Genomic DNA, 25,606 nt, shown 5'->3' with positions numbered 1-25,606 from the left:
TGCACTACGAAAAAGGTGCAAGCAATGCGGGCTGGCAGCCTGCAATACGGGTGAGGGGCAGGGCAATGCTGGCTGGCAGGCTGCACTACGGGTGAGGACCGGAGCAAAGGAGCCTGGCCGCTTGGGTTAAGGTTGAGTTGGTAAGAGCTGCCAAACGACCCAAGCCATCAACAATCCGCGGATGCTCCACAAGACGGTGCGGATCCAGTTGGTGGAGACCAACGTGCTGTAAACGTCGGCTTGAAAACCGTTGGCAAGTTTCTCGTGAGCCGGCACCTGCAAAACCGCTGTGCTGATCCAAATCAATCCCACCAACACCAGACCAAACACCGCCCATCCCCACGGCATCGCGGTGGGACGCGTGAACAAGAGTCCCAAGGCGGTCGCCAGTTCGATCAGCATCGGAATCGCGACGATGGGGGTGATCAATCTCGCGTGATCCATTGCGTAGCGGGCAAAGACGTCTTCGCCGACGCGGTCGAACATTTTGTAATGGACGATTTGGACCATCCAGATCAAACCGACCATATACCAAGTGGACATCGCATTCAGCAGCACCAATGCGTTGGCGTTCATGCGGGGACTTCTTGCGAAGGTTTGCGATGCTTGCCCAAGTAGAAACGCAAGCAGTCCTCCAATTCGGCAAAACGGAATTGATAGCCACTCTGCTGCAACTGTTTGGGCAGCACTCGAAAACTGGCTAGCAACAGATCGTCAGCCATCTCACCCAGTGCCAACCTCAAAGCGAATTTCGGCGCGGGGAAGATGGCGGGGCGATGAAGCACACGGCCCAACGTGCGTGCGAAGTCACGGTTGCGAATCGGTTCGGGCGAGACAAAATTGACCGGACCGTGGACCTGCGGCGTTGCGATGCAGTGAACGATGGCACCGAGTGCGTCTTCCAAAGCAATCCACGACCACCATTGTTTTCCATCACCCAATTTGCCGCCCATCATTTTCGCGGGCAACAACATTTGCTCCAAGGCACCGCCATCGGGCGAAAGAATGATTCCAAATCGCGTGTGGACCGTGCGGATACCAGCTTCTTTCGCTGGCGAACATGCGTCCTCCCATTGTTTGGCAACGCTTGGCAGAAAGTCATCCGAATCGCCGGTCGCGGAGTCTTCGTCCAGTACTTCTTCCCCGCGGTCACCGTAAATGCCGGTCGCGGAGGCGCAAACGAAAACGGATGGTTTGTTTTCGAGTTTGGCCAGTCCTTCGCAAAGTGCACGAGTCTTCTCGACACGACTTTCGCGAATTTGTTCTTTGATCTCTGGAGTCCAGCGTTTGCCGACCAGCGGTTTGCCGGCCAGATGTACGACGGCATCGACGCCCTCGAACTTCTTGATTTCCTCTGGCTTGCCCCAGGCGGCGATCTCGTCCGCATCACCCGTTTCGTCACGAGTGATCTTCATCACCTTGTGCCCCAACAAAGTCAACATGGAACAAAGTGCATCGCCGACCAATCCGGTGGCGCCCGATACGGCAATAGTTTTCGATTGCATGGGATAATCGGCGATCAGTTGTAGGTCGTCTCGCGTGATGCGATGACGGTAAGCAAACATGGCCTCGATCGTCCGACGGGCTTTGCCACCGCCCAGCGTTCGACCGATCCATCCAGCGGGCAAACGGTATTCAATCGAATCAACCAGGCAACTGCGGTCATGATCCAACGATTCGAAACGATGCTGGTGATGCCAGTGAGCAAAGGGGCCGCTGTCTTGAACGTCCGCGAATCCATTGGGCGGATCGTACCACACATGTCGTGCTTTCCAACGAAGCGGGATCCCCGCGATCCGTGTTTTCAGAGTCACACGACTGCCGACTTCGATGGATTGATCGGAATGTTCGACGGTGACGTTTTCCCACGGTGGCGTCAAACGACTCAGACAGCCTGGACGCTCGTGGTATGCGAAGGCGGTCGTTTGATCGACCGCGAGTTCTTGCCGTGCGATGTAGAGATCGCTGCCGCAGCAGGAAGGTGACTCCGGTTCGCAATCCATTTTTGCGGCGACGCTAGGTAATGCGTCTTGCGACGGATTGTTCAGCGAGGATCGGTCGGGGGAGATGACGGACACGGCCGATCACGCTTCCAATTCCGCCAACGGAATTTCGCCGGCCATCGCTCGCAGTTTGTCCATCGCGCGACGTTCGAGTTGACGAACACGTTCCTTGGAAACGCCCAAGCGGTCCGCCAAAGATTGCAGCGTGTGCACTTTCCGGTGCGGTCCCAATGAGAACCGGGCCCGAATGATGAATTTTTCGCGGCGATCCAAATCGCCCAACATCACGCTGAGCCGGCTACGCAACTCGTGCCAACGTTTCTCGCTGATGGCTGATGACCGATCTTCTTCACTGACGTCAATGTCCATGTCCTGCAGTCCCCCCTGCACCTTTTGGCGCTCTTGTTGTTTCAGCACCACCGTGCGGTAGGAATTCCGTCGAACAACTTGAGTCGCGTAGGTGCTGAATCGGAATCCGCGATCGAAGTCAAATTTCTCAACCGCTCGCATCAAGGCGACGATTCCATCGCTGAGCAAGTCGTCGAATGTGTTGTTGGGGTTCACGAACTTTTTCACGATCGAGAAAACCAATCGAAGGTTGGCTTCCACGATTCGGTCGCGATGCCAATCGGCCAGAGCGATCAGCAATTCGATCAATTCCAGACGATGGCGTGAAGGGCGTTCGGGGTTGAGCACGCTGCGGTGCATGGCCGCTTGTTGGAGCAGATAGTTCATCCGTTCGAACAACATCTTTTCCTGATGAGGCTTCAACAGGGGGGCTTCGCACAGACGGCCCAGGTGAATGGGGAGGTCGGCGCCGCTACGACGAACGGTGGCGATTCCAAGTGCCGTTTCGCGGGGAGCCAGTCCGAGTTCTTCACCAAAGATCTTCTTGCCTTCACGAACGGAGGTGAATCGCTCGTTGGAGATGAAGTCGACCTCTTCTCGCAATCGTCTGCGAGTGAGCGTACGCAGAGTCGCTGCGTCGGCGTCCGTCAGGTCAGTCAGCATTGGTCGAATTTCGACCATCGCCTGTTCCAATTCCGAACAGTTGATCCAAGCGGGGCGGCGGGCTGGAACGGAGGAAGCTTTCAAGGCGGGCATTGGATGACCTTCAGGAGGTGGCAAAACTGAATGGCTGAAGCGTGAATCAGTGTCAGTCTGGGAGGGCCGACGATTGATGAATCCAAAAGGCTCGGGGAGCTATGAATGCTCTCTTTCGCAATGGACTTCGGAACGCGGTGTCCGCAATCGCCGTGCCGTCTTTGACTCCGTGGTGGACGTTTTGGTGTGAAAAAACGTTCAAGACGTTCTCTTGTATATCGGCGGACGATTTAGAAGACAAGCACTTTCCCGCTGTTTTTGACCGAATTAGAAGACCGGAAAAAACGGCACGTGATCGGTTAGCGTGAATAATTTCACCTGCTGAGGTGGAGTTTGCCTGGTCGGAAATCGTCCAGTGTTGTCGACCGTTTACACTGGAAACGTTCATGCGGTGCGTTTAAAACGTTCATCTGCTTTCGCCAAACCGCTGGCTTTTTTCTTTCCTTCCTCTCATCGCTTTAGTCCCGTGGCAGCTCGTCAGCCTCAGTTTTCGCCGAAGCAGATCGCAGCGGCGATGAATGTCAGCGAATCTTCGGTCAAACGATGGTGCGACAACGGTACGATTCCAGTGATCAAAACCGCCGGTGGACACCGACGCATCACGCTCGATTCGTTGCAAGCATTCGTTTCCGGCGGTGATCGTTGTCTGATCCGGCCGGAGTTGTTGGGGTTGCCGCCGTTGGCAATCCAGCGAGAAACCAGGATCGAAGGTTCGTCGGATCCGCTGAGCGAGAATTTTCGCCACGCGCTTGCGGAAGGTGACGAATCACTCTGTCGCGATTTGATGCAACAAAAGATCGCTTCGGGTGCCACTCGCAGTGAAGCGGCCGAGGCTTTGATCACCGATGCCATGCATGGATTCGGAGAAGCCTGGGATTGCAATACGCTTGACGTCTATCAGGAGCGTCGAGGATGCGACATCGCCATGCGACTGATTTACGAGCTTCGCAGTGAGATTCCGGCTCCCGGCGGCTCCGCTCCCGTTGCAATTGGTGGTGCACCCGAAGGTGATCCATATCAGTTGCCAACGATGTTGGTGGAATTGGCGCTACGCGAAGTCGGGTGGAATGCGACCAGCTTGGGAAATGATCTGCCGATGGAAAGCTTCATCCAAGCGGCACTCGATTATGACCCGCAAATGGTCTGGCTTAGCGTGTCGTCGGTCAGCGAGCCAGGCATGTTCGTGGCGGCTCAGAATCAATTCGCCGAATCGCTGGGCGAGGACGTTCCGTTGCTGATCGGCGGGCGGGCTCTATCCGACAAACTGCGCCCGCGGCTTCGCTACACAGCTCACTGTGATTCGCTTCGTAACCTGGTGGAGCTTGCCGCGATGATGCGTTTGAATCGTCGGTCAAATTGATCGACTGCGAAACAGTCACGGCTGACGAGTGAATGCGGCCCGCGACTGATTCTTTGGACCGATGGGTTGAACCAACGGTATCTGAAACGAATCGCTTCGATGAAGCGATCGTCGCAATCAGCGAATCGTGACGGAGGATCCTTCGGAGAGGATGCCAAACACGTCGCGTGAGTAGTTGCCGGCAACGCTGATGCAGCCCTGATTGGTTGGGCTTTCCGCTTCAGGGCTGCCATGGATACTCAACCCCGATCCCAAATCGATCCACATCGAGCCATAGGGATTGCGTGGGTTGCCAGGAGGAATCGGCGTGCCCGACATGTCATAGTAGGTTTTGGCCGATTGTTTTTCTTGGATGGTGTAGGACCCGGGACGCGGTGACGGGTCGCTGCCCACGGCGATACTGAATCGGCCGGCATACAAATCGCCCAAGAACATCGTCAGTTCTTGGTTTTTCAAATCGACGTCTGCTCGGAACGGTCCGCGGACGACTTTCAAATCGGTTCCCGGCAGGACGGTGATCGGGTCTTCCACTTCATTGATGTTTGCCAGCAACTGCCAAGGCACTTCGTACTGCTTGGCGATGTCCATCAACGTTTCATTGGGACCCACGCGGTGGGGTTCGGCGATCAAGTGCTCGTCGGAGTAAATGACTTCGCGAGCCAAAGGATCCAAACGAATCAAGAGTTCCTGACGCTGTTCGCTGGTCAAGTTTGGCGTTTCGTAAAACAGACTGAGAGTCGCCAAAGCCTCGCGTCGACGGTCCGAGTGATATTGGCGGTCGGCGGTGGCGATCGCGTTCGTCAGCCCAGCAGATTGGATTTGCGAATCGGTGGCCTGGGATTCGGTTGGGGTGGGTGAAGCATCTGCCACCACGTCGTCCATCGATTCCGTAGCCGATACCGCAACGCTTGGATCAGGATTTTCGTATTGAGTTCCGGTGGAAGCGTATTCCTGATTCGGATCCAGTTGAATTGGAGTGCTGGTCCCCGGTTCGACCTCTGGCAAACGACTGGCGGAGGGTTCGTCCTCCCCCTCGTTTAGATCCGACATCGAGAACGAATTGGACGCTTCGGTGGATGCGGCACCGTTTGCTGGCAAATCAGCAAAGGATCGATCAACGGAGTCCATGGGAAGCGTGTCGTTTGGCGCGTTCAAATCGGCTGTGTTTGGCATGTCAAATGACGAGCCGGAGCCAAGACCATCGCCACTTTGGTTGAGAGCCATGTCCAAATCTTCAAAGCCGGACTGCGAAGCTTCCGTTGTCGCGTTCGGATTGCCAGCGAAGTCCGATGAAGCCATTCCGTCATCGATCCCCAGGTCAGCGATGGGGTCCAGTGGGTCGAGCGAATCAGGAATGCCATCGCTGATGTCAAACGTATCAGCGTCAACAATCAAGTCGCGAGCGACCTCGGGAGGCAAGGCATCCGGAGGAGTCGTCATCGAAATCCATGCGCCATAGAGCACGGTAGTCATCAAGACGACGATGGCGGCTGTTTTAAGTGTCTGCACGGTGGTCTCTCCCCTGCCGGGTACGTGCTTCCAAAGGCGTAGTTTTGAAGGGTTCTCTCTTCCATAGTGAAGCCCGAGCGATCATCGCTAGCCCAATTTGATCGAAGGTGAACATTGAGCAGGTTCTAGCCTGAACTTTTGGACAGAATTTCGTCTAGATGCGAGGAGAAAAATTGCAAGTTCACCGGTTGGACGCGAAATGCGTTTTAAGTTTCCGTGTCGACCGAACGACGTGTTTCGTGCGAAGCCCACCCGGCCAACATGGTGATCTTGTATCCCATGTCGGTGAGCTGCCCAAGGATGTTCGAGCCACGATTCGGTTGATTCATCTCTTGATTTGCTCCTTTGAATTTGCCCCTTTGTTCAACCAACTTGGATGAGTAAGAAAATGAAATTTGCCCTTCGCCCCATCGCTTTGTTGTCCGCTATCGCCGTTGCCATGGGAGTTGTCGCTCCCGTCGATGCAGCGACCACCGACACGCAAAAATTCACCGCCAACGTTGCGGTGAACATGAGCGTCACCGCTCCATCAGACGCGGTTTTGACGCACGATGAGACCGACGCGAACCAAGCCTTCACGGCTCAACCATGGTCCGTGATCGGAAACAGCCAAAACGGTGTGAGTGTTTCTTTTGCCACCAATGGCCCATTCGTGAACACCGCTGACGCGACGTTCAAACGCGACGCAAAGCTTGGTTTGTCGATCAACAGTCAAACCGGTCCCGGCGCGTTCACTGTTTCGCAAGCCACGGCACAAACGGATTATGCCAATTCGGTCAACGTCGCCACCGTCTCCGCGGTCAGCGATGGCGTCTCCAACGCCACGTTGGACTTGTCGGTGGAGTTCATCACGGGAACCTTCGGCACCTTCGCCGCAGGGACGTATGAAACCATCGTCACCGGTACGATCACCGCTCTGTGATCGATCGAGACTGAGACTTGTTTCGTTCGATCTCGACAGATCGAACGCTTTCTGCGGCGAGTGTTGATTTCCGGTCATTGACTCCGGCGACAATGGACAATCCACGCCGGTCGTCAACGCCCTGCAATCAACACCGTCACAAAATCTGCCCCACAATGACACTCCCACAAGAAGACAATTGAGTGACCGGACGGGCTGCCCACCTGTTTGTGCGAGGACTCTTTGATTTGCCCCATCATCGATTGATTTGCCCTATCAACCGAATAATGAGTCCTTGAACGACGGTCACTCAAACATGCGACGGCCCGTGAGCAATCACGGGCCGTCTGCATGTCGGAACGCCACCGAGACGATCAGAACGCTTGCGGAATCGACGTCGGCTGGCAAGCCCTGCGGTCTCCCCCCGACGGAGCGTTAAAAAACCGAAGCGGTGCAGGAATCGGGATTGGCACACTAGTGTACAACCGCTAACAGCAACCCTAGACATCGTTTCACGTATCCTTGTTCGTTTGCAGGAAAGCTGGCTCGTTGCACATCAGCAAGCCGTTTTCAGCATGCGAATGTCGCGGATCCAGTCGGTTTTCGTAGGAAAAGCGGGATGGTGTCGAGCGAAACTGCCCCTTCGCGTTTGCCCCTTGAGTTGCTGCTTTGTCCCATCGGTCTGCCCTCACGACCTTTCAACGAGAACGATGCGTCTGCATAGACGCGTCGATGATGGGGATATTTCTGACCTTTCTTCTGTCAGGGTGCGTGTACCGACCCGATTTCCATCGGACCAGCATCGATGAACTGATTCAACAGTCATTGGATCATTCCAATGCGGAACGCGGCGGCGACCCCGACATGGTCGGCAACGTAGGCGAGCCGGTGTTGGTGGATGAGTCCTTCGTTATTCCACAGGACAACATGGACCTCCAGTACGGAACGGATCAAGAGATCCCGAAATACCAGAACGATTGGTCCGTGGACGGTTACAGCGAATGGCAGCCCGATCGGCGTGGGGATGACCTGATTCCCATCCAGCAAGCCGCCTTCGTTCAAGACGCCAGCGGATGGAACGACACTCCGAACGATGAATTTCTGATTCAAGAAGAGTTCATTGAAACCGACGTTCGCGAAGTGTTGACATTGTTGGCTGCCGATGCCGAATTGGATCTGGTCTTGGATGACAACGTCTCTGGGATTGTGAACGCGCAAATCAATGACCTGACAATCGACGAAGCTGTTGAAAAGGTTTTGTTGCCGTTGGGCTTGGCGTCCACTCGCCGCGGACGTCAATTGATTGTCGCGCCGCCTGACCCCGCGTCGCCGTTGTTTCCGTTGGTTTCAGTGAAGCACCGCTATCAACCGGCTCACATGGATCCGAACACGCTGTTGGAAACGGTTCCTGTGGCTTGGTTGCAGTACGTGACCGTGGTTGAACAAGCAAAAACGATGCTTGTCGAAGCGCCGCCCACGATCGCCAACGACATCATCGAGCGGTTCCAAACCATTGACCAACCGATTCCGCAGGTGGTTTTGGAAGCCATCATTTGCGTGGTGTCGCCCGATTCGGGTTTCCAATTTGGATTGGATTGGCAACACGCGGTGGAAATGGAAGGCGTCAAACGTTTGTCCTTGAGTGCTTCTGGGTTGGCACTCAATGGTGAGGTGTCACAAGCCGGACTTGATGCGATCTTTTCCGACTTCGGCAGCACTTCCGCGTTTGTCAAACTGCTTTCAGAAAAAGGATATCTGACCATTCGAGCGACGCCGCACGTGATGGCCAAAGATGGCGAGCAAGCCAACATCGCGATCAATCGCGAAACGTTTTTCAGTGTGCAACCGCCTGGATCCACCGGGAACAACTCGGTGTTCTTCCAACAGGACATCCAAAAAGTGGATGCGGGAATCGTGCTGGACATCACGCCTCACATTCGCGGCGATGAAGTCACGATCGAGATCGAAAAAGCGGAAGTCAGTGAAGACGTGCGAAACGCGACGACTCAGTTGTCCATCAATCAGTACCCAATCATCAATCGACGCAGTGTTTCAACGACCGTGAATGTCAAAGACGGTAAGACCATCGTGATCGGAGGTTTGGTGCAACGCGAAACGGTGGACCGAGTGAACCGTATCCCAGGGCTCAGTCGTTTGCCTGGCGTTGGAAAGCTGTTTCAAACGACCGAGCGGCAAACTCGTGATGCCGAAGTGGTGATCTTCATCTCGCCCCGCATCGTGCGTTCCACCGACACGGCCATCATCACCGCAGGTGGATAAATTCGCGTCGTCATCCAACGTTTTTAAGTGCAAACCTTCTGCAGCCCCTTACTGTCTTGGTGAGTGGAATTCTTTCTCGCGATCATGTTCATCTGCTGCCGGTAGCACATGAACCTGTGTGAGCAAATTCAACTTCTCCAATTCATGTGCCCACTTGCCCACCTCTTGAAAACGACATCGATGACCGCGCTAGCCCCCTTTGTCACATACAAATCCCGTGGCCTCCTATTCCATGGTCTTCTCGCAGGTTTGGTTTTCGTCTTGATGACCAGCACAACGTTGGCTCAGAATCCACGTTCGACGCGAGACGGTCAGGACGGCAATCAAGCTGGAAACGTGCCTGGCGATTTGCCTGGTGGCAAACGGGTCAGCATCAATCGTCGAGTCGAGCACGCGTTTCGGATTGAACCAGTTGTCCAACGTTTCAAAGCACGACGCGGGGAGGTGATCCCGTTTACTTTCCAAGTCACCTCGACTGGCAAGACCATGCAGGTCGATGTCTCGCCGGTTCAGCTACGCCAAGAAGAAACGGGCATCATCTTGCACGATGAACACAGCCCGCCGATGGACGGAGTTCGTTTCAGCACGCCGACGCGGTTCACTTTGAATGCGGGAGAAACCGTCGAGCTGAAAGGCACGGTCACGGTTCCGTTGACCAAGACCAACTACCTGTCCTTTGGTTTGTTGGTTCGTGACCACGGGGTGATCAAAGAAAACGAGACACCCGACGCACCCGCCGCGGCGACTCAGGCAAGCATTCGCTATGTCACGCAGTACGTGCTGCGAGTGGACATTGAAACGGGTGTCGTCGACACGAGCGGAATGGATCAACTGGTTTTGGAGAACGCAACCATCATCTCGAAAGACGGTATGCCATACGTCCAAGCCTACGTTCGCAATCCATCGGACTTTGCTCTGGAATGCCGCGTGCGTAGCGAGTTGGCTCAGTCCAATTCAAACGGGACTCGTCGCCGATCAACCTTGGATCCTGTTTCGTTGTTCATGCCAGCTCGAGCGAACTTGAACGACGACGACAAGTACTTGGTGCGAATGATGCCCCATGCACGGTTGCGTTTGGAAGCTCCTTTGGAAACGACGTTCATCAACGGTGCCTACGACTTGAGCCTGCATGTCAGCAATGGTCGACGCACGATGAAAGAGAAGGTCTTTCAGCAGAACTTGATGGCGGATCGCTTCCGAGCTTTGGATACCAAGATCGCTAGTTTGGGCCCTGGTGTCACGTTGGAACCAGCCCAGATTGAACTCGGGCGCGTCGAGGGAACTCAGCGAATGATCACGTTGCAGGTGAGCAACCACAGCGAAAGCGATCAGCAGATTCACTTGGTCCCGCGTGATCACTTGGGCGATCCCATTCAACGATTGATGTTGTCAAAGTCCAAATTTGAAATCGCCGCTGGGCGGACCAAGACGATCCGTGCCATGTTGCGTGGCAAGAGTGATCTGTCGGCGGAGTGGGGAACGCTCGACGTCATTCGTCGGGACTTGGATTCGCCCAATGAAGTCGCCTCGGCCGCCGCATTACCACTGGAGTTGGTGCATGCGGAACGTCCCGCGTTGCAGGTCGAAGCGGGGCCGCTACAGTGGGCAAATTTGACAGCCGGCAAAGGTTTCGTGATGGAACTTTCCAACCACGGGCAAGGTTACGCGCCGATTCATGCGGAGCTGTTGCTGGGTCGCGATGACGGTTCGCGTCCGCACCGAATGCTGGACGGCTTTGGTCGATGGTTGGCTCCCGGACAAAAACGTGAATTGCAGTTTTTTGTTCCCGACGATTTGGTCGCCGGCAAATACCAAGTGCGTTTGCAGGTGCGTTCGAGAGAAAACGTGACGCTGAAAGAACAGGTGGTCGTGCTGCAAATTACTGATGAGATGCTGGGCGGGACCAATGCCACGGTGATTCCTGCCAATTCCATTTCCGCCATCAACGGCGAGGGCGAATCCGTTCGCTGAGCGACCTCTGGTGCGTTCCGCCGCGATCCCTTCAGATGGTGCGACCGAATCGGTCGGCGAATTGATTTCGTACCTCCAACACCTCTGAGATTCATGTCGGATTGGACACCTGCTCAATGGCAATCGGAACACGACGGGCGATTGACCGCGATGGTCGAGATCGCTCGCCAAGCCGGGCAGCACACGTTGACGCACTATGGCAAACCATCGCTGTCCGTGGACCACAAATCGGATGATTCGCCGGTCACGATCGCGGACCGCGAAGCAGAACAATTGGTTCGCGAACTGGTGGCCAAACAATTTCCGGATGACGCGATCGCAGGGGAAGAGTTCGCCGACAGCGAAGGTGCCAGCCGGTATCGCTGGGTCGTCGATCCGATCGACGGGACCAAGTCGTTCATTTGTGGCGTGCCGCTCTACAGCACGCTGCTGGCCGTCGAGTGTGATGAATTCCCCATTGCGGGAGTCATCTATTTGCCGGCGTTGCAGCAGATGGTCGTGGGGGCGTTGAACATGAACGCTTATCAAACATCGGATCTGGAAACGTGGAAGGAAGCCCGTGTGTCGGAGCAATCCGATCTCTCGCGAGCGGTTTTCGTGACCAGTGAAGCCAAAACGTTTGGTGAGCGAGGCGAGGGTGATCGTGGAGACACCGACGTGTTTGAAACGTTGCAGCGAGACACTTGGTTGACTCGCACCTGGGGCGATGGCTACGGCTACGCGATGGTCGCAACGGGCCGAGCTGATTTGATGGTCGACCCCATTTGCAATGCGTGGGACGTTGCCGCCATTGCACCGATTCTGGCCGAGGCCGGTGGACGTTTCACTTCGTGGAAAGGCGTCGACACCGTGCGAGGCGGCGACGGAGTCGGAACCAACGGCCACCTCCACGACGCCGTGCTGCAGCGATTGCAAACGAAACCGTAGCGAGTAAGTAGCGAAACTCGTCAAGAATTTTGAGCTAAGCACGTAGCGAAATTCGTCAAGAATTTCGAATTTGTTTTGAACGGATGCTCCGAAAGTCTTGACGACTTTCGCTACGGGAAATCAGGCGTTGTACTTCGGATCGGGAAGCCGGTAGCACTCGGTTCGTCGAAGAAAGGACAGCGTACGCCAAACCTCGTCCCAACCTTGTTCGCCGAACAATCTCACTTGCGGCGCACCCGGCAACAGGCAGCCGGTGTAGGGATAGGTAGCAAAGGCGTCGGACTGAACCAGTCCTTCGCGTTCGGCATTTCGAGCGATGTATTCCGCGGTCGTTTCCACCGCAGAACGTTCTCGCTCCTCTTCCCTCAGCACATGGTCGTAGGCTTGGAGTTGAAACTCAAAGCCGATGCGTCGCAGAGACGCATTTATGTTTTTGTGAAAGTGTTTCATCGCAAGCAACTGGCGCGTGCTTGCTGACAAACCCGCCCAAAGAAGATGCAGGTGGTCGGGCATCAATGTGTAAATCGGACAAGCGAATTGGTAGCGAAACGCCGAATGCGTGAGCAGTTCCCGGAACCGGCAGTGAAGCTTCGCATCCAGCCAACCGGTGCGGCGACGGTCAATTGTCAGGACCCAGTGCACCCACGCCTCGCGTTGATAGAACTCCGGCGGGAGTCGCTTCAGTCGTTCAGACCTGCGGGGAAACATACGGCAAGCCTACCGACGTCCCTCTTGGAGTTCAAAACCCGAAGCGAAAAGTGCAGCCTCAATCTCCCTCCCGAAATCCGTCAAGCGTTTCCTAGTCGATTGAACCCGTAGCGAAACTCGTCAAGAGTTTCGAAGGCCAAACACGTAGCGAAATTCGTCCAGAATTTCGATGTCATGATGTGGCGAATGACGTCAAGAATTTTGGCATCGGCTTGAATGGAGGCCTCCGAAAGTCTCAACGACTTTCGCTACGACGCGATGAAGTAGCGAAACTCGTCAAGCGTTTCGAAAGCCAAGCACGTAGCGAAATTCGTCAAGAATTTCGGGATTTGGCTTGAAGCGAAGCCTTCGAAAATCTGCACGGCTTTCGCTACATGGATGCGACCAACGAAAGTCTGCACGAATTTCGCTACGTTTGCCGGAGGAGGTTTAGAACTCGCCTTCGATGGTCTCTTTGGCGGCTCGTGTGCCGAGGGCGCCCCACAAACCGTAGGGGCTCTTGGATCCGGCTGGGTTAATCGCCCAACCGTCCCAGCGAACGGGCGGAGCACCGGAGTTGCCGGCTTCGATCGAATCCGTGATGAACTTCACCGCTCCGTCCGCCATCAGCACGTGCACGCCGCCTTGGTGATGACTACTCGGCGGCAAGATGCCTTCGTTGTGGCGATTGCCCTGCATGCAGATCTCGGAGTTGGGCGGCAGGATCGTGTTCATGGCAGAGAACAGCGGGCGACCGTATGCCCATTTGAAGCCTCGCTCCATTTCACCGGCAGGACCGGTCACCGCGGGAGATGCCACGAACGGAGCCCCGTTCACCCAGAACTGCGGACGTTCCGGATCGATCATGTTGCGGCATGCCAGTGCGTTATCGGGACCGGCTGGGTTACCGCTGTTGGCTTGAATGCTGGTGGGAGCATCCGGCGGCAAAGCTCGTTTGTCGCGATCGTTCAAACTGGTGATGATTTCGCCGGCCGCGATCGTGTTGGACAGACCATCCAAAATTTCACGAAACGCGGTGGATCGACTGGCGACGAACGTGCCACGGCAAGCGGCGCGTTCGGCTTGTGCCCAAGCGCTATTGGGAATGTTCGCACGGTCTTGTTCGGCACCAACATGCATGTGGTGAGTCGAATCGCCGAGGCAGGCGGCGTAGTTCGTACGTCCTTGTGCCGGCAAGCCTTCACCAGGGTCACTCGGGCAACGCAAGGTCGGCACATTGGTGAGCCAAGGGTTGTACCGGTTTCCCGCTGCGTTGTGGTCGCTCAAATTCATCCGTGGGTCGGGCCCCATGGCTTGAAAGTCAATGACGCCATCGTTGTTCGCGTCCATGGGATTGCTGATCTGTTCCCACAACGCTTGTTGCTCGAAGAAAGGCGTCAGTCCTGGCAGCCAACTCAGCTCATTGCGGTTGTGTCCTCCGCCACCGTCGGCTCGACGCGACGGATTCGGAGTGCCTGAATTGGATTCGTTCGTCGTGCCCGCCGAGTGGGCCGGCAACATGTTGTAGGCGGAATGGTAATTGTGCAGGGCCAAGCCGATTTGCTTGAAGTTGTTGCTGCAACTCATGCGTCGGGCTGCTTCCCGCGCGGCTTGCACGGCGGGCAGCAACAGTCCGACCAAAACACCGATGATCGCGATGACCACCAGCAACTCGACCAAGGTGAAACCCTGGTTGGATGAAGAGCGTTTCATCAAAGACTCCTTGAAAATAGAAAAACAAAATGCGAGGTCAGAAACCTCATCGAAAATCATTCGTGCGGGATCAGTTGGCGGTGTCGCCACCATCGACCGACGCGTTGCTGTCAAAGTCGTGCGGGTTTTCGTCGACGTACTGACTCAGTTCGTCGTCCGAAGGTGCCGAAGGTGAGTTGTCACATCCAGCCAGCATGGCGGCACACAAAAGAGCCAAAGCCCAATGCGGCCGATGGAAAACGGATTGCGTCATGAGAGGCCTCAGGAAGGAAAAAAGTGGAATGAAGTCGTTCGCGAAAATTAAAAAAACAGGCGTGCGATCACGCACGGAAATGTTTTATGGGCCAGCGGGGAGATGAAAAAAGCAACCCTCTGCAGGATGGTTCGATCGCGAACATGACCTCGAAGTCTATAGCGTATTCAGTCTGAGCAAATACCTTTTTGCGCAAGAAAGTTCCAGAAAACGTCAAAAAACGATCTTTCTGGTGGGTAAGTCGCCTTTGGGACCGGTTGCAGCCATTTCCGCAACGCATCTGAGAGATACCGGTTCACTATTCCGTGGTGCGTTCACGGCGTACGGTGTGGAGGACTAACCCACTATTTTGAAACACCTCCACCACGTCTCCTGCCAGGTTGCTTCCCATGATCCAACGAAGCTCGCGTCGTTTTATGCCGAGAAATGCTCTGCGAATCAGCATCCCGACTGGGGTCGTTTTCGTTTTGGCGTTGAGATTCTGCGTCACGGAAGCGGCGGCTCAAACTCCAACGCATTCACCGAAATCCACGAGCATGCCCGTTCAGGTGATCTTCGATACCGACATCACCGGTGACTGCGATGATGTACTGGCCCTGGCGATGTTGCACGCGTTGCAAGATCGTGATGAGTGCGAGCTGAAGGCGGTCACAATTTCCAAAGTCAATCCTTTGGCGGCTCCCTTCGTGGATGCGATCAACACGTTTTATGGTCGTGGCGAGATCCCGATTGGAACCACTCGCGAAGCTCAGCGTCGCAGCAGCAAGTACTTGGAACTGTGCAAAATCAAGGACGGCGATACGTTCCGGTACCCGCATGATCTGCTCCGCAGCGAGGACGCGCCGACCGCCGTGGAAGTCCTGCGACGGACGTTAGCCGATGCCGCCGACAACAGCATCGTGATCGTGCAGGTTGGTTTGGCCACCAATTTGGCGGACCTGCTTGATTCGAAAGGCGACTCGATCAGTCCACTGTCGGGCATGCAACTGTTGCAGCAGAAGTGCAAGCTGATTTCAGTGATGGCGGGATGCTTTGGCCCGGCCCTGGGCAAACCACAGCACCTGGAAGCAAATGTCGTCAACGGATTGGATGCGATGCAGCGATTCGCATTGAAGTCACCATCCGATGTGCCGGTTGTATGGAGCGATTTTCGGATCGGCATCGCGGCACCGTTTCCGCGTGAAAGCATCGCTCGCGAATTTTCTTATGTGACGCATCATCCGGTACGCGAAGCTTACCTCATGCATAGCGGTCCCAACCATGATCGTCCGAGTTGGGATTTGACGAGTGTCCTGCACGCCGTTCGACCGGACGACAACTATTTTGTTTTGTCGCCTCGGGGACGCGTCACGGTGGATGACGAGGGATTGACCAAATTCGTCCCTGATGAGAATGGGCGAGATCAACTGTTGAAGATGAGTCCGAAACAAACGATCCGCGTGGTGGAAGTCCAACGTGCACTGGCGAGCCAACCGCCGCGTTGCGTGACCAAGTGAGCCGACGGCAAATTCAGCATTCAATTCCGCGAAGTTGTTTCAAACTTGAGCTGGATTGTTTTTCCCGGGATGGCACGATCGCCGATATAGCCAATGACTTCCAACTGAACAGGGCCGTTGCCGACTTGTTCGTTCGAGACGCGAAGCGTGCCCGAGTTTCCTTTTGTTTCGGCGATGACTCGGCCAAAGTGTTTCAACTCAATCCGATCCGCGTCGGGGCAGGCGACCCGCAACGCTTTCTCGCCGGAACTCGAATCGTTTGATGAAGTCCCTTGTGATTCGGTGGGTTGAGTTTCGAGTCGCACGGTGGGCAAGGCGTTGGGGTTGCCCAAGACCACCGTTTCCATCGTTGCAACGCGTGGTTGGGTTGGATGATGACCGACCATGACGGCTCGACAACGCAGTGCGCCTTCCATGCTGGAGGGCAGCTTGACTTCGATCTTTTTGGTCGCCGGTGAGACCGCGATCAATTTGTCTTGCAAGTGGATCTCGATCGACGCCGTTGCGGTGGACTGATTGTTGCGGGGAAATTCTTGCCAATGAAATTCGATGGGAAGTTTGCCATCGCTTTCTTGACCGACGTCAATGCGGATGAAGTCGATGGGAGCCTTTGCAAAGGGTTGGCATGCTGGGTCGCCGACGATCAACAGTTGATAGGGCGACGTGGTGCAAAGGTAAAACGCTTCGATGGCGGAGACGCCTTCGACATAGTACGCATGCAACATCGGAGTCGGGAATTTGGGGACCAACGCGTAGGGTTCCGCGACGGCCCCGCTGCTGATGGCGGCTCCCGCATGCAGTAGCTCCGTGAGTTTCGTTTGCGAAGCCGTTTCGAAGGCTCCTCCCAGACTGGTCAAATTTTCGGCAATGGCTCCACCCTGCATCGACCACTTTCGAGCCTTGCAATTCAGGCTCGCTGAACCAAGCATCAACCCGATGTAGTTGTTCGATGATGTCGGCAGGGTGGACGAAAAGATCTCGACGTCGCGGTCGCGTGACATCAACCATGTGAGTGCATCGACGTACAGCGGCTCGCGAGTGGTGACGCGAACGTCTTTGGTCTTGGCAAACCCAACCGTGCCATCAGGAAAACTGCGGTCAGAACGAACCGCTGTTTGCAGTACTTCGATCGCTTGCTGCAACGTGCTGCCGCGTTCGTGAACAACACCGAGAACACACGAAAGCAAATACGGCATGCCGCCTTGGTTGCTCGGGATCGGGTGTCCTGCACTGGTCCATCCGACCGTGCCATTGAACGATGCCGGCCCCTGGTTCTTCATCGGGACGTCCTGCAGTTGCTCGAGCAACTTCGCGTACCCATCAATGCCTTGAAGTTTGCTCAATGCCTCCGATTCTTCGACGTAGCGACGGTTGGACCATCCCGCCGAAACGCTCTGCTGCAACCGCGTCATGGCGGATGGAAGATCGCCTGCTTGCGCATGAGCTTCCGCGGTTCGCAGGTGCATAGGGTAAAGCGTCGGGTATTCGTCCGCGATGTTGGCCCAGAGGGTTGCTGCAGCGGTCCAGTCCTCCTGAGTCTCGGCCGATTCAAAAGCTTGCTCGGCTTCTTTGAAACGCTCCCCGGCTTCGTTGGCGAACGGGTTGGCGAAATGTCGTTCAAAGCGACCACGAGCGTAGAAGTTGCTGCCCCAGCCCAGGTACTCCGGCGAATCCGCCAAGACCCATCGGTAGAAGAACGTCATCGAGTTGATCGAAGCCACCGGTCGTTGGTACTTCTTTTGGTTCTCGTCCGTCAATTGCTTGGTGTGAGGGCGAATGTCGACCGCCGTTGGGAATCCGGCTGAATAGGCGATGACGGATGTGTGTCGGGCCAGTCCTCGTTGGTTGACCTTCTCCAAGACCGGTTTGAGGATGCGATCGCGAAAATCGTCGAGGGAGATTCGCAATCCAGAAGGTATGTCTTGCAGAACAACCATGTTGGATGCGGGGATCTTCCTCAAATCCGCGTAGTGATTGGCCAGCGTCAATGAATCCATGGATTCTCCGTTGACCACAACCACGATGTTCTCACCGCTGATTCCCGCATTCACCTCGCTGCACATCGCGATGCAGGACAGTGTTGCTGCCCAGCACAACAGGACACGAACGGTCGCCAAATTTGGTCGCAATTGTCTCGGTCGCACGGACGAGGCCGTGGTTCGCGATCGAGTCTCCACGCAATGGCTTCGATCGCGAAGGGATGAAACGCAGATGCTTCTCGAGTGCATAGCGATGTCAGTAGAGGATGGAGTGGTTCGGACCACCCCATTGTAGATGCGGCACTTGCAGCAAGTTGCTGCTCACCATGTTTCGCGGCGTCGATTGTTCGAATCGTCGCCTTTCCTGCAGGTGCTGACTCGCTGAGTTTAGGTGTAGTAGAGCACCAAGCTGACCGCCAGCAGCGTCGCTGCCCAGAACGCCATCGTGCTGGTGGACCAGGTTTGCCCGATCCAGCCGTTGACGCTGAATGAACGCTGCGCGAGACGAAGCAAGCTTCGAAGGGTCAGGAGGAAATCGTGGCGGAACGTTTGATCGACCAGCTCGATCGCGACTTTTCCACCGCGAGTCGCCTTGGGAAGCAAACGTCGATAAAACCAATCGGCGTCCAGATTCACCGCACGCTGTTCCGCCGGATAAAGACCAGATTTCATCAATGCCACAAATGCCAAGGCGGCAAACAGCAACAATTGCAGTTGGGTGACAACGTGGGTCACCGTGTACGGGTGGTAGTCGACTTCGAAGGGTAGCAATCGATACAGCAGCGGGTAAGCGATCCCTAGAGCAACGCAGGAGAATGCCGCGATGCCCATCGCAACCAACATGTTCCAGGGCGCTTCTTTGACACGTTTGCCACTGTCATGGGCGAAGAACGCGAAGAACGGAATCTTGATGCCCGAGTGTTCCATCACACCTGCGGACGCGATCAAGAGCACGATCCAAACCCAGAACAGATGTTCTTCGGCGGCGGCTGAGATGATCATTGACTTGCTGACGAAGCCGCTTAGCAGTGGAAAACCAGAGATGGCTCCCGCACCAATCATGCAGAAGATGGTGGTCCACGGCATTGATTTGTGCAGCCCGCCCAACTCGGTCGCCTTTGCTGTGCCGACGCGAAACAACACGGCACCAACGGACATGAACAGCAGTGATTTGTAGATGATGTGACAGAACGCATGAGCGACCGTTCCGTTGATCGCCAGTTCGGTGCCGATGCCAACGCCCACCACCATGAATCCAAGTTGGTTGTTGAGCGAGTAAGCCAACACCCTGCGCAGATCGTTTTCGATCACGGCGAAAATGATTGGGAACAACGTCATCACGCAGCCCACGGTGATCAATGGATCAAACCCCGCGAATCCTCGCGCTAACGAATAAACCGCAAGCTTGGTCGTGAACGCACTGAGGAAGACGGTGCCGGTGACGGTGGCTTTGGGATAAGAATCCTGCAACCAATTGTGCAGCAGCGGGAACGCACACTTGATCGCAAAGGCCAGCAGCACGCACCAAGCGGCCGGCGAGATGGCGTCTGCGCCAAAGAGCGTTTGGCCTTCCCTGACAAACAACGAGAACGTCAGCGACCCTGTCTCGACATACTGAATGATCGCTCCGGTGAGCAGCAGGACGCCTGAACCAACTTGGATGATCAGGTACCGCATTCCGGCTCGGTAGGCGGCGGGGGTGTCCGATGCCCAGACCAAGAACACGCTGCTGATGGCGGTCAATTCCCAGAACACAAACAGGGTCATCAAGTCGCCGGCACAGCACGCACCGATCGCGGCACCCGCGTAGACCATTCCGGCGATGTGTTGCCGCGGATCGCGGACATGCAGTGCGTAAATCGACGAAACGATCGCAGCGATGTGGAAGACCAACCCAAACGGACGGCTGAGCGAGTCGATGCGGATGGGCGTGAGTTCGGCACCCAGCAGAGAAACTGTCGCGGCAGATTCGCCTTCGCCCAGGACGGGTGAAAACCAAAACAACAGTCCGCTCAGCACAGCCAAACACAATGCACCGATGGCTTGCCCGCGTTTGGGCAACAACCAAAGAAACACGCCGCCGACAATCATCGGCCACCCGGGAGGCAAGGAGGTCAAAAAGCTCATGCCTTGTCTCCTGGGGTTTCGTCGGGACGATCCAGCCGTGGCGAATCGTTCTCAGGTTCGGGGTCGTAGTACGTTTCGGGTTTCTTAATCAACGGGCGGATAGAGGTGCCCGAAAACACCACGACCACAAAAGCGATGAATCCAAACCAAGCTTGAAAGCCAAAGAACGTTTCGACTTTTCCAAAGTGTGGGTGCGGATTTTCATAGAACAGATCCGCGACCACCAACAAAACGCAAGCAACCACCAAAGCCGTGATGATGCGCTGAATGTTTTCGGGGCGTTCGAACCAGCTTGGGTAGGAAGGCGAACCGTCGGCGGTGGATGGGCTGTCGTGGTTCATGGCGTTTGCGTCTGCGTGATCGGCAACAAGGCTTCGTAGATCCAATCGGCGGCGAAGAACAGGGCGACGCTGCCCACTGCGGTGATGCACAATGGAACGACGCACATCATGGGAGCTTCGTGAATGCCTGATCCGGAGTGGTCCGGTCCGTGGTCATCGTGATGGTCATCCGAGTGCGAATCGGTGGACTTGGGTTTGCCCATGAATGCCAACATTGGAATGGGCACCAGGTAGGCAATGTTCAAAAGCGAGCTGATCATCAGTGCCGCCGTCAACAGATACTGGTGCGTTTCGACCGTTCCAACCGCGAGGAACCATTTGCTCCAGGCACCTCCTCCCGGAGGCAGTCCAATGATGCTGACCGAGGCCAGCAGGAACGCTCCGAACGTGAAGGGCATTTGGCGACCGAGTCCCCGCATGTCGCTGATGTTTTTCTTGTGAGCACCGACATAGATCGCACCCGCACAAAAGAACAACGTGATCTTGCCGACAGCGTGCATCACGATGTGCATCCCGCCACCGATGATACTGCTGGGCGTTGCCAGCATCGCGCCCAGCGTGATGTAGGCGAGTTGTCCAATGGTGGAATAGGCCAGCCGCGCTTTGAGGTTGTCTTTGGTCATGGCGACCAGCGAAGCGACGACCAACGAGAATCCGGCGACGTAGGCGAGCCACAGATTGCCATCGGTTTGGCCAAGCAAATCCAAGCCGAAGATGTAGACGACGACTTTCAAAACGGAGAACACGCCCACCTTCACGACGGCAACCGCGTGAAGCAAGGCACTGACAGGCGTCGGCGCGACCATGGCCGCGGGCAGCCAGCGGTGGAATGGCATCAAAGCGGCTTTGCCAATTCCAAACGCGAACAACGCCAGCAGGATTCCCAAACCGGTGCTGCTAATCGATTCGTTTGCGAGGGCATTGGCGAGGATTCCGCCAGGGGCAAAATCGAGTGTTCCGGCGACTTGATAGGTCCAGGCGATCGCCAGCATGAAGAATGCGATCGAAGTGGAAAGCAATATGCCCAAGTAGACTCGTCCGCCGTTGCGAGCCTCTTCGTTGCCGTGATGTGTGACCAACGGATAGGTCGAGATCGTCATGATCTCGTAGGCCACAAACAGCGTGAACAGATTCTTGGCGTAGGCGGCCGCGAGAGCCGCGAAGATGGCGAATGCAAAGCAGCCGAAGAACCGGGTTTGGTTGTCTTCGTTGTGCCCTCGCATGTAACCGACGGCGTAAATCGTCGTCAGAATCCACAGTCCCGAGGCAACGAGCGCGAACAGCATCCCAAGCGGTTCGACTTGGAACGCTATTTGAAAACCGGGCAACCATTCGCTCCAAGTCCATTCCGGACGCTCGCCAGCGAAGACGCCAGCCGCCATGCGACACGTCAGCAGGAACAAAATGCTGGCAACGGTCAGCGTGCAGCCTTCGCGAAGGTTGGGCGATTTGCCGAACAAAGTCAGCAACACATAAGCGATCAGCGGCAAAAGCAGTGAAAGCCAGATCTGCATGGAATCGTTCATTGCGTGCCTCCCAACAATCCCGCCGCTGCGGCGGCTGCCAGGTCAGCGGAATACGTGGTCCAGACGCCGAAGACGAACGTCCCCGCCAGTACCACATAGGTTGGGATCAGCATGCTCAGCGGAGCTTCCTTTGCCTGTTTGACTTTCGCGGTCGGTTCGCTGAAGTAGAGCGTTTCGACAACTCGCCAAACGTAGACAACCGCCAATAGAGAACTGAGCAACATCAGCACCGCAACCGGCCACATGCCTTTGTCCATCGCAGCGGTCAACAGCAACCATTTGCTGACGAAGCCCGCGGTCACCGGAACACCGATCAAACCCAACCCGCCGATGGCCCATCCCAGCGAGGTCCAGGGCATGGTCTTGCCGGCGCCTTTCCAGTCGTCCAATTTGACGCTGCCCAAACGCAGGGCAAAGCATCCGACGATCATGAACAAGCCGCCCTTGATCAACGCATGGTTGAACATGTGGACGATGCCCGCGGTCAAGCCGGCTTGGGTCGCCATGCCGATCCCCAAAATCATGTACCCGATTTGCGCGACGCTGGAATAAGCGAGCAATCGTTTCACGTTGGCTTGATAGATCGCCGCCGACGAAGCCACAAAGATTCCGATCAAAGCAAGAACGGTCAATTCCGTATCCAGCGGCAAGAAATCAAACGCGAATGACGACGTGATGATTCCAAAAATGACTCGCGTGAAAGCGTAGACAGAAACCTTGGTCGCGGTGGCCGCGATGAAACACGTGACGACGGACGGAGCGTACGTGTAAGCGTTGGGAAGCCACGTGTGCAGCGGAAACACCGCCATCTTCACACACAAACCAATCACCAAAAAACCAAACGCAACCAGCACCGTTCGCGGCCCGTTTTCGTGCGGAACGCGTGATGCGATGTCCGCCATGTTGAGCGTGCCCGTCATCTGATACAGCAACCCGATACCGATCAGAAGAAAGGTGGCACCGATGCTGCCGAGGATCAGGTATTGGAACGCCGCCAGCGGAGCACGTCGTGTGCGACCGAGACTGATCAACGCGTAAGAGGACAGCGAAGAGATTTCCAAGAACACAAACACGTTGAACAAGTCGCCTGTGACGCACATGCCCATCAAACCAGTCAGGCACAGCAAGTAGGTGGCGTAGAACAAATAGTGTTTTGACGGAGCGATCTCTTTCTCGACGGACTTGGGTGCGTAGCACAGCACCACGGCTCCGATGCCCGAGACGAACATCATCACGAAGGATGAAAACGAATCGACCAGGTATTCAATCCCGTAGGGCGGAGCCCAGCCGCCCAGGTTGTAGCGAATGACGCCGGACTGGCTGACTTCGGAGACCAAGCTCAGCGAGATACCGAACGTGATCCACGAAACGACAAGTGCCAACGCGTAGGCGATCGTGCGTTGATGCAGGATCACGCACAGCGGCGCCGCGACCAGCGGCAACGCAATCAATAGGATGGGGAAGTGTTCCGTCAATTCACCGACTCCGTATCCGAGGACGGTGGCGACGAAATCACAACGGTTTGAGCGGTCTCGTCCAACCAAGCACTCTCGTCTTCTTCATCCGGCTCAGCGTCGGCCCGATCGATTTCTAGGATCCGGTCTTCTTCAATCGTTCCGTAGTCTTCGCGAATTCGAACGACCAACGCCAACGCGAGAGCCGTCGTTGCGATTCCGACCACGATGGCCGTCAGCATCAACACGCTGGGAAGTGGATTGGAGTAGATGATGTCGGCGCCGGGCAGGGCTGCGTGTTCGGCGTGGCCACCCACGATGTCGTGGGATACCGTGCCCAAGGTGTGAGTCGAATGTTCGTCGGCGTGCATGGCTTTCGCCTGCGCCGCGGCGACTTCCGGTGGAATGATCGGCGCCGTTCCGCCGCGAACTTTGCCCATCGTGACGTAGAGCAGGAACACGGACGTTTGAAAGACGTTCAGCCCGATCACCGATTTGATGAGATTTCGCCGAGCCAAAACGATGTAGAACCCGGTCATCATCAGGACAATGACGATCCAGTAGTTGTAAAGTCCGGCGGCTTGCTCGAATGCTTCACCGTTCATACGAATCGACTCCGGCTAGCAAAGGCGTAAAAGATCATCGTCATCACCGAGGTCACCGTGATACCCACGCCGACTTCCACCAAAAAAATCCCCAGGTGTTGGCCACCGGGAAGGTATTTGTGGTTCAGCGAGTGTTCCAACACGTCGTAGTCCAAGAAGTTGCCGCCCAGCAGCATCGTGGCGAAACCGGTGCCCGCGTAGACCAACACGCCCAGCGCCATCAACTTTTCGATGACAATCGGTGGAGCCACCCGTTTGATTGCATCCAGTCCAAACACCAACCCGTACAGGATTAGCGCCGACGCGAAGATCACACCGGCCTGGAATCCTCCGCCGGGGCCATAATCGCCGTGGAATTGGACGTAAAACGCGAATAGAAGGATGTAGGGGATCAGCAGTTTTGTGATCACCCGGATGATGGGGAACTTGATCATGCGTTGGCCTTCCGTTGTCGACGTTTGGCACGGCTGGCAATCGCGGGGCGATCGAATTCATCACGGCGAAGGATCAGCAACACAGCGATTCCCGCGGTGAGCACCACCGTGGTTTCTCCCAACGTGTCGTAGCCCCGGTAAGAAGCCAGCAATGCCGTGACCACGTTGGGAAGTCCATGCATGTCCTCCAGCGATTTCTCAACGAAGGACGGATCGGGGTGTTGGTGGACGACCGCGTTGGGGTCGCCATAATGCGGCATGTCCAACGTGCCGTAGATCAACGCACCGCCTGTGATCGTGACCACCAACAGTGGCACCAGTGGCGATCGTTTGGTCGGCTTTTCTTGTTCGCCGGTCAATGCCAACGTGCTGAGCATCAGCACCGTCGAGATCCCCGCGCCCACGGCGGCTTCTGTAAAAGCAACATCCGGTGCGTCGAGGATCACCATCCACGATGCACTGAGGAAACTGTAAATCCCGGTGAACATGACCGCCGCCCACAGTTGCCGCAGCCGAGCTACGGTGACGGCGGTGAGAGCCAGCAGCGCCAGGATCGCGAAGACAACCCAATTCATCATGTCGCGTCTCCTTCGGTGGAGTTCGCCGGTGGAGCAGGGTGACGCTTCACGTCAAGTTCCGGCTTCACACCGTGAATCAATGCGGAGTGAGCCAACGCGTGACACGAGCTGGGGCTGGTGATCGTCAGGAAGAACAAAATCGCGATCAGTTTCGCGGCGACCAAGGTCGGGCCGGCCAAGCACAGCAGTCCGATGATGATCAAACCCGCGCCCATCGTGTCCGTGATCCCACCGCCGTGCATGCGCGAAAAGAACTCGGGCAGTCGAATGATGCCGATCCCGCCGATGATCGAAAACAAGGAGCCTGCAATCAAAAAGAACCAGCTGGCAATTTCAAACGCGATCATACGTGACTCCC

General features: G+C 56.0%; 23 protein-coding genes. 6 read left to right on the top strand and 17 right to left on the bottom strand.

What is annotated here, in order from left to right:
* Positions 1 to 126: 126 nt before the first annotated feature.
* From LOC70_RS12695 to LOC70_RS12685, 3 genes are all read right to left on the bottom strand, one after another.
* Entirely contained in the window at positions 127 to 576 is a 450-nt protein-coding gene (locus LOC70_RS12695; protein ID WP_230253955.1) for a hypothetical protein, read from the bottom strand.
* Entirely contained in the window at positions 573 to 2,003 is a 1,431-nt protein-coding gene (locus tag LOC70_RS12690) for a TIGR01777 family oxidoreductase (protein WP_230253964.1), read from the bottom strand. Before LOC70_RS12690 ends, LOC70_RS12695 begins: the two co-directional genes overlap by 4 nt.
* An 81-nt stretch (positions 2,004 to 2,084) precedes the next feature.
* Positions 2,085 to 3,107 carry a sigma-70 family RNA polymerase sigma factor gene (locus tag LOC70_RS12685; RefSeq protein WP_230253954.1) on the bottom strand — a complete coding sequence of 341 codons (1,023 nt, stop codon included), beginning with the start codon at positions 3,105 to 3,107 and terminating at the stop codon, positions 2,085 to 2,087.
* A gap of 355 nt (positions 3,108 to 3,462) precedes the next feature.
* On the opposite strand from LOC70_RS12685, the gene LOC70_RS12680 reads away from it, so the two are divergent.
* A complete protein-coding gene (locus tag LOC70_RS12680) occupies positions 3,463 to 4,467 on the top strand; it encodes a helix-turn-helix domain-containing protein (RefSeq protein ID WP_230253953.1) in 1,005 nt (334 codons plus the stop codon).
* A gap of 117 nt (positions 4,468 to 4,584) precedes the next feature.
* Here LOC70_RS12680 and LOC70_RS12675 read toward each other — a convergent pair whose 3' ends face one another.
* On the bottom strand, positions 4,585 to 5,976 hold the full coding sequence (locus LOC70_RS12675; RefSeq protein ID WP_230253952.1) for a L,D-transpeptidase family protein: 1,392 nt from the start codon (positions 5,974 to 5,976) through the stop codon (positions 4,585 to 4,587).
* A 206-nt stretch (positions 5,977 to 6,182) separates the two neighbouring features.
* Positions 6,183 to 6,305, bottom strand: coding sequence for a hypothetical protein (locus LOC70_RS24290; RefSeq protein WP_255716040.1), 123 nt, complete (start codon positions 6,303 to 6,305; stop codon positions 6,183 to 6,185).
* Between the two features lie 110 nt (positions 6,306 to 6,415).
* On the opposite strand from LOC70_RS24290, the gene LOC70_RS12670 reads away from it, so the two are divergent.
* The 4 genes from LOC70_RS12670 (at position 6,416) to hisN (ending at position 12,055) form a co-directional block, all read left to right on the top strand.
* The gene (locus LOC70_RS12670; RefSeq protein WP_390889039.1) at positions 6,416 to 6,898 is read left to right on the top strand and encodes a hypothetical protein; all 483 of its coding nucleotides are present in this window, start codon (positions 6,416 to 6,418) and stop codon (positions 6,896 to 6,898) included.
* A gap of 711 nt (positions 6,899 to 7,609) precedes the next feature.
* On the top strand, positions 7,610 to 9,157 hold the full coding sequence (locus LOC70_RS12665; protein ID WP_230253950.1) for a type II secretion system protein GspD: 1,548 nt from the start codon (positions 7,610 to 7,612) through the stop codon (positions 9,155 to 9,157).
* A 264-nt stretch (positions 9,158 to 9,421) separates the two neighbouring features.
* Positions 9,422 to 11,128, top strand: coding sequence for a hypothetical protein (locus LOC70_RS12660; RefSeq protein ID WP_230253949.1), 1,707 nt, complete (start codon positions 9,422 to 9,424; stop codon positions 11,126 to 11,128).
* A 93-nt stretch (positions 11,129 to 11,221) separates the two neighbouring features.
* Complete coding sequence (gene hisN / locus LOC70_RS12655; protein WP_230253948.1) at positions 11,222 to 12,055, top strand: histidinol-phosphatase; 834 nt, start codon at positions 11,222 to 11,224, stop codon at positions 12,053 to 12,055.
* Positions 12,056 to 12,175: 120 nt separating this feature from the next.
* On the opposite strand, the gene LOC70_RS12650 is transcribed toward hisN, so the two are convergent.
* From LOC70_RS12650 to LOC70_RS12640, 3 genes are all read right to left on the bottom strand, one after another.
* Positions 12,176 to 12,763, bottom strand: coding sequence for a hypothetical protein (locus LOC70_RS12650; RefSeq protein WP_230253947.1), 588 nt, complete (start codon positions 12,761 to 12,763; stop codon positions 12,176 to 12,178).
* A gap of 429 nt (positions 12,764 to 13,192) precedes the next feature.
* Positions 13,193 to 14,455 carry a DUF1559 domain-containing protein gene (locus tag LOC70_RS12645; protein ID WP_230253946.1) on the bottom strand — a complete coding sequence of 421 codons (1,263 nt, stop codon included), beginning with the start codon at positions 14,453 to 14,455 and terminating at the stop codon, positions 13,193 to 13,195.
* Between the two features lie 70 nt (positions 14,456 to 14,525).
* On the bottom strand, positions 14,526 to 14,708 hold the full coding sequence (locus LOC70_RS12640; protein ID WP_230253945.1) for a hypothetical protein: 183 nt from the start codon (positions 14,706 to 14,708) through the stop codon (positions 14,526 to 14,528).
* 536 nt (positions 14,709 to 15,244) lie between these two features.
* Between LOC70_RS12640 and LOC70_RS12635 the strand changes: the two genes are divergently transcribed.
* A complete protein-coding gene (locus tag LOC70_RS12635; protein ID WP_230253944.1) occupies positions 15,245 to 16,204 on the top strand; it encodes a nucleoside hydrolase in 960 nt (319 codons plus the stop codon).
* A 20-nt stretch (positions 16,205 to 16,224) separates the two neighbouring features.
* Here the strand turns inward: LOC70_RS12635 and LOC70_RS12630 are convergent, their stop codons facing one another.
* The 9 genes from LOC70_RS12630 to mnhG all read right to left on the bottom strand — a co-directional run bounded on the left by LOC70_RS12630 (position 16,225) and on the right by mnhG (position 25,595).
* Complete coding sequence (locus LOC70_RS12630; RefSeq protein ID WP_390889038.1) at positions 16,225 to 18,267, bottom strand: hypothetical protein; 2,043 nt, start codon at positions 18,265 to 18,267, stop codon at positions 16,225 to 16,227.
* A 303-nt stretch (positions 18,268 to 18,570) separates the two neighbouring features.
* On the bottom strand, positions 18,571 to 20,310 hold the full coding sequence (locus LOC70_RS12625) for a Na(+)/H(+) antiporter subunit D (RefSeq protein WP_230253942.1): 1,740 nt from the start codon (positions 20,308 to 20,310) through the stop codon (positions 18,571 to 18,573).
* A complete protein-coding gene (locus LOC70_RS12620) occupies positions 20,307 to 20,651 on the bottom strand; it encodes a hypothetical protein (RefSeq protein WP_230253941.1) in 345 nt (114 codons plus the stop codon). Before LOC70_RS12620 ends, LOC70_RS12625 begins: the two co-directional genes overlap by 4 nt.
* A complete protein-coding gene (locus tag LOC70_RS12615; RefSeq protein ID WP_315857257.1) occupies positions 20,648 to 22,177 on the bottom strand; it encodes a proton-conducting transporter transmembrane domain-containing protein in 1,530 nt (509 codons plus the stop codon). Before LOC70_RS12615 ends, LOC70_RS12620 begins: the two co-directional genes overlap by 4 nt.
* Complete coding sequence (locus LOC70_RS12610; RefSeq protein ID WP_230253939.1) at positions 22,174 to 23,652, bottom strand: monovalent cation/H+ antiporter subunit D family protein; 1,479 nt, start codon at positions 23,650 to 23,652, stop codon at positions 22,174 to 22,176. Before LOC70_RS12610 ends, LOC70_RS12615 begins: the two co-directional genes overlap by 4 nt.
* Positions 23,649 to 24,236 (bottom strand): sodium:proton antiporter, encoded by a 588-nt coding sequence (locus LOC70_RS12605; protein WP_230253938.1) that lies wholly within the window; start codon positions 24,234 to 24,236, stop codon positions 23,649 to 23,651. Before LOC70_RS12605 ends, LOC70_RS12610 begins: the two co-directional genes overlap by 4 nt.
* Positions 24,233 to 24,670: a Na(+)/H(+) antiporter subunit B gene (locus tag LOC70_RS12600; protein ID WP_230253937.1), complete on the bottom strand. Its 438-nt coding sequence runs from the start codon at positions 24,668 to 24,670 to the stop codon at positions 24,233 to 24,235. The genes LOC70_RS12605 and LOC70_RS12600 overlap by 4 nt, the downstream gene beginning before the upstream one ends.
* Positions 24,667 to 25,245, bottom strand: a complete 579-nt coding sequence (locus tag LOC70_RS12595; protein ID WP_315857258.1) for a DUF4040 domain-containing protein — start codon at positions 25,243 to 25,245, stop codon at positions 24,667 to 24,669. The genes LOC70_RS12600 and LOC70_RS12595 overlap by 4 nt, the downstream gene beginning before the upstream one ends.
* Entirely contained in the window at positions 25,245 to 25,595 is a 351-nt protein-coding gene (gene mnhG, locus LOC70_RS12590) for a monovalent cation/H(+) antiporter subunit G (RefSeq protein ID WP_230253935.1), read from the bottom strand. Before mnhG ends, LOC70_RS12595 begins: the two co-directional genes overlap by 1 nt.
* Positions 25,596 to 25,606: the final 11 nt, after the last annotated feature.

The organism is Rhodopirellula halodulae (genome assembly GCF_020966775.1).
In the GTDB taxonomy this organism is placed as follows: domain Bacteria; phylum Planctomycetota; class Planctomycetia; order Pirellulales; family Pirellulaceae; genus Rhodopirellula; species Rhodopirellula halodulae.
The sequence above is the reverse complement of the archived record's forward strand: the minus strand, read 5'-3'. Positions and strand labels throughout refer to the sequence as shown.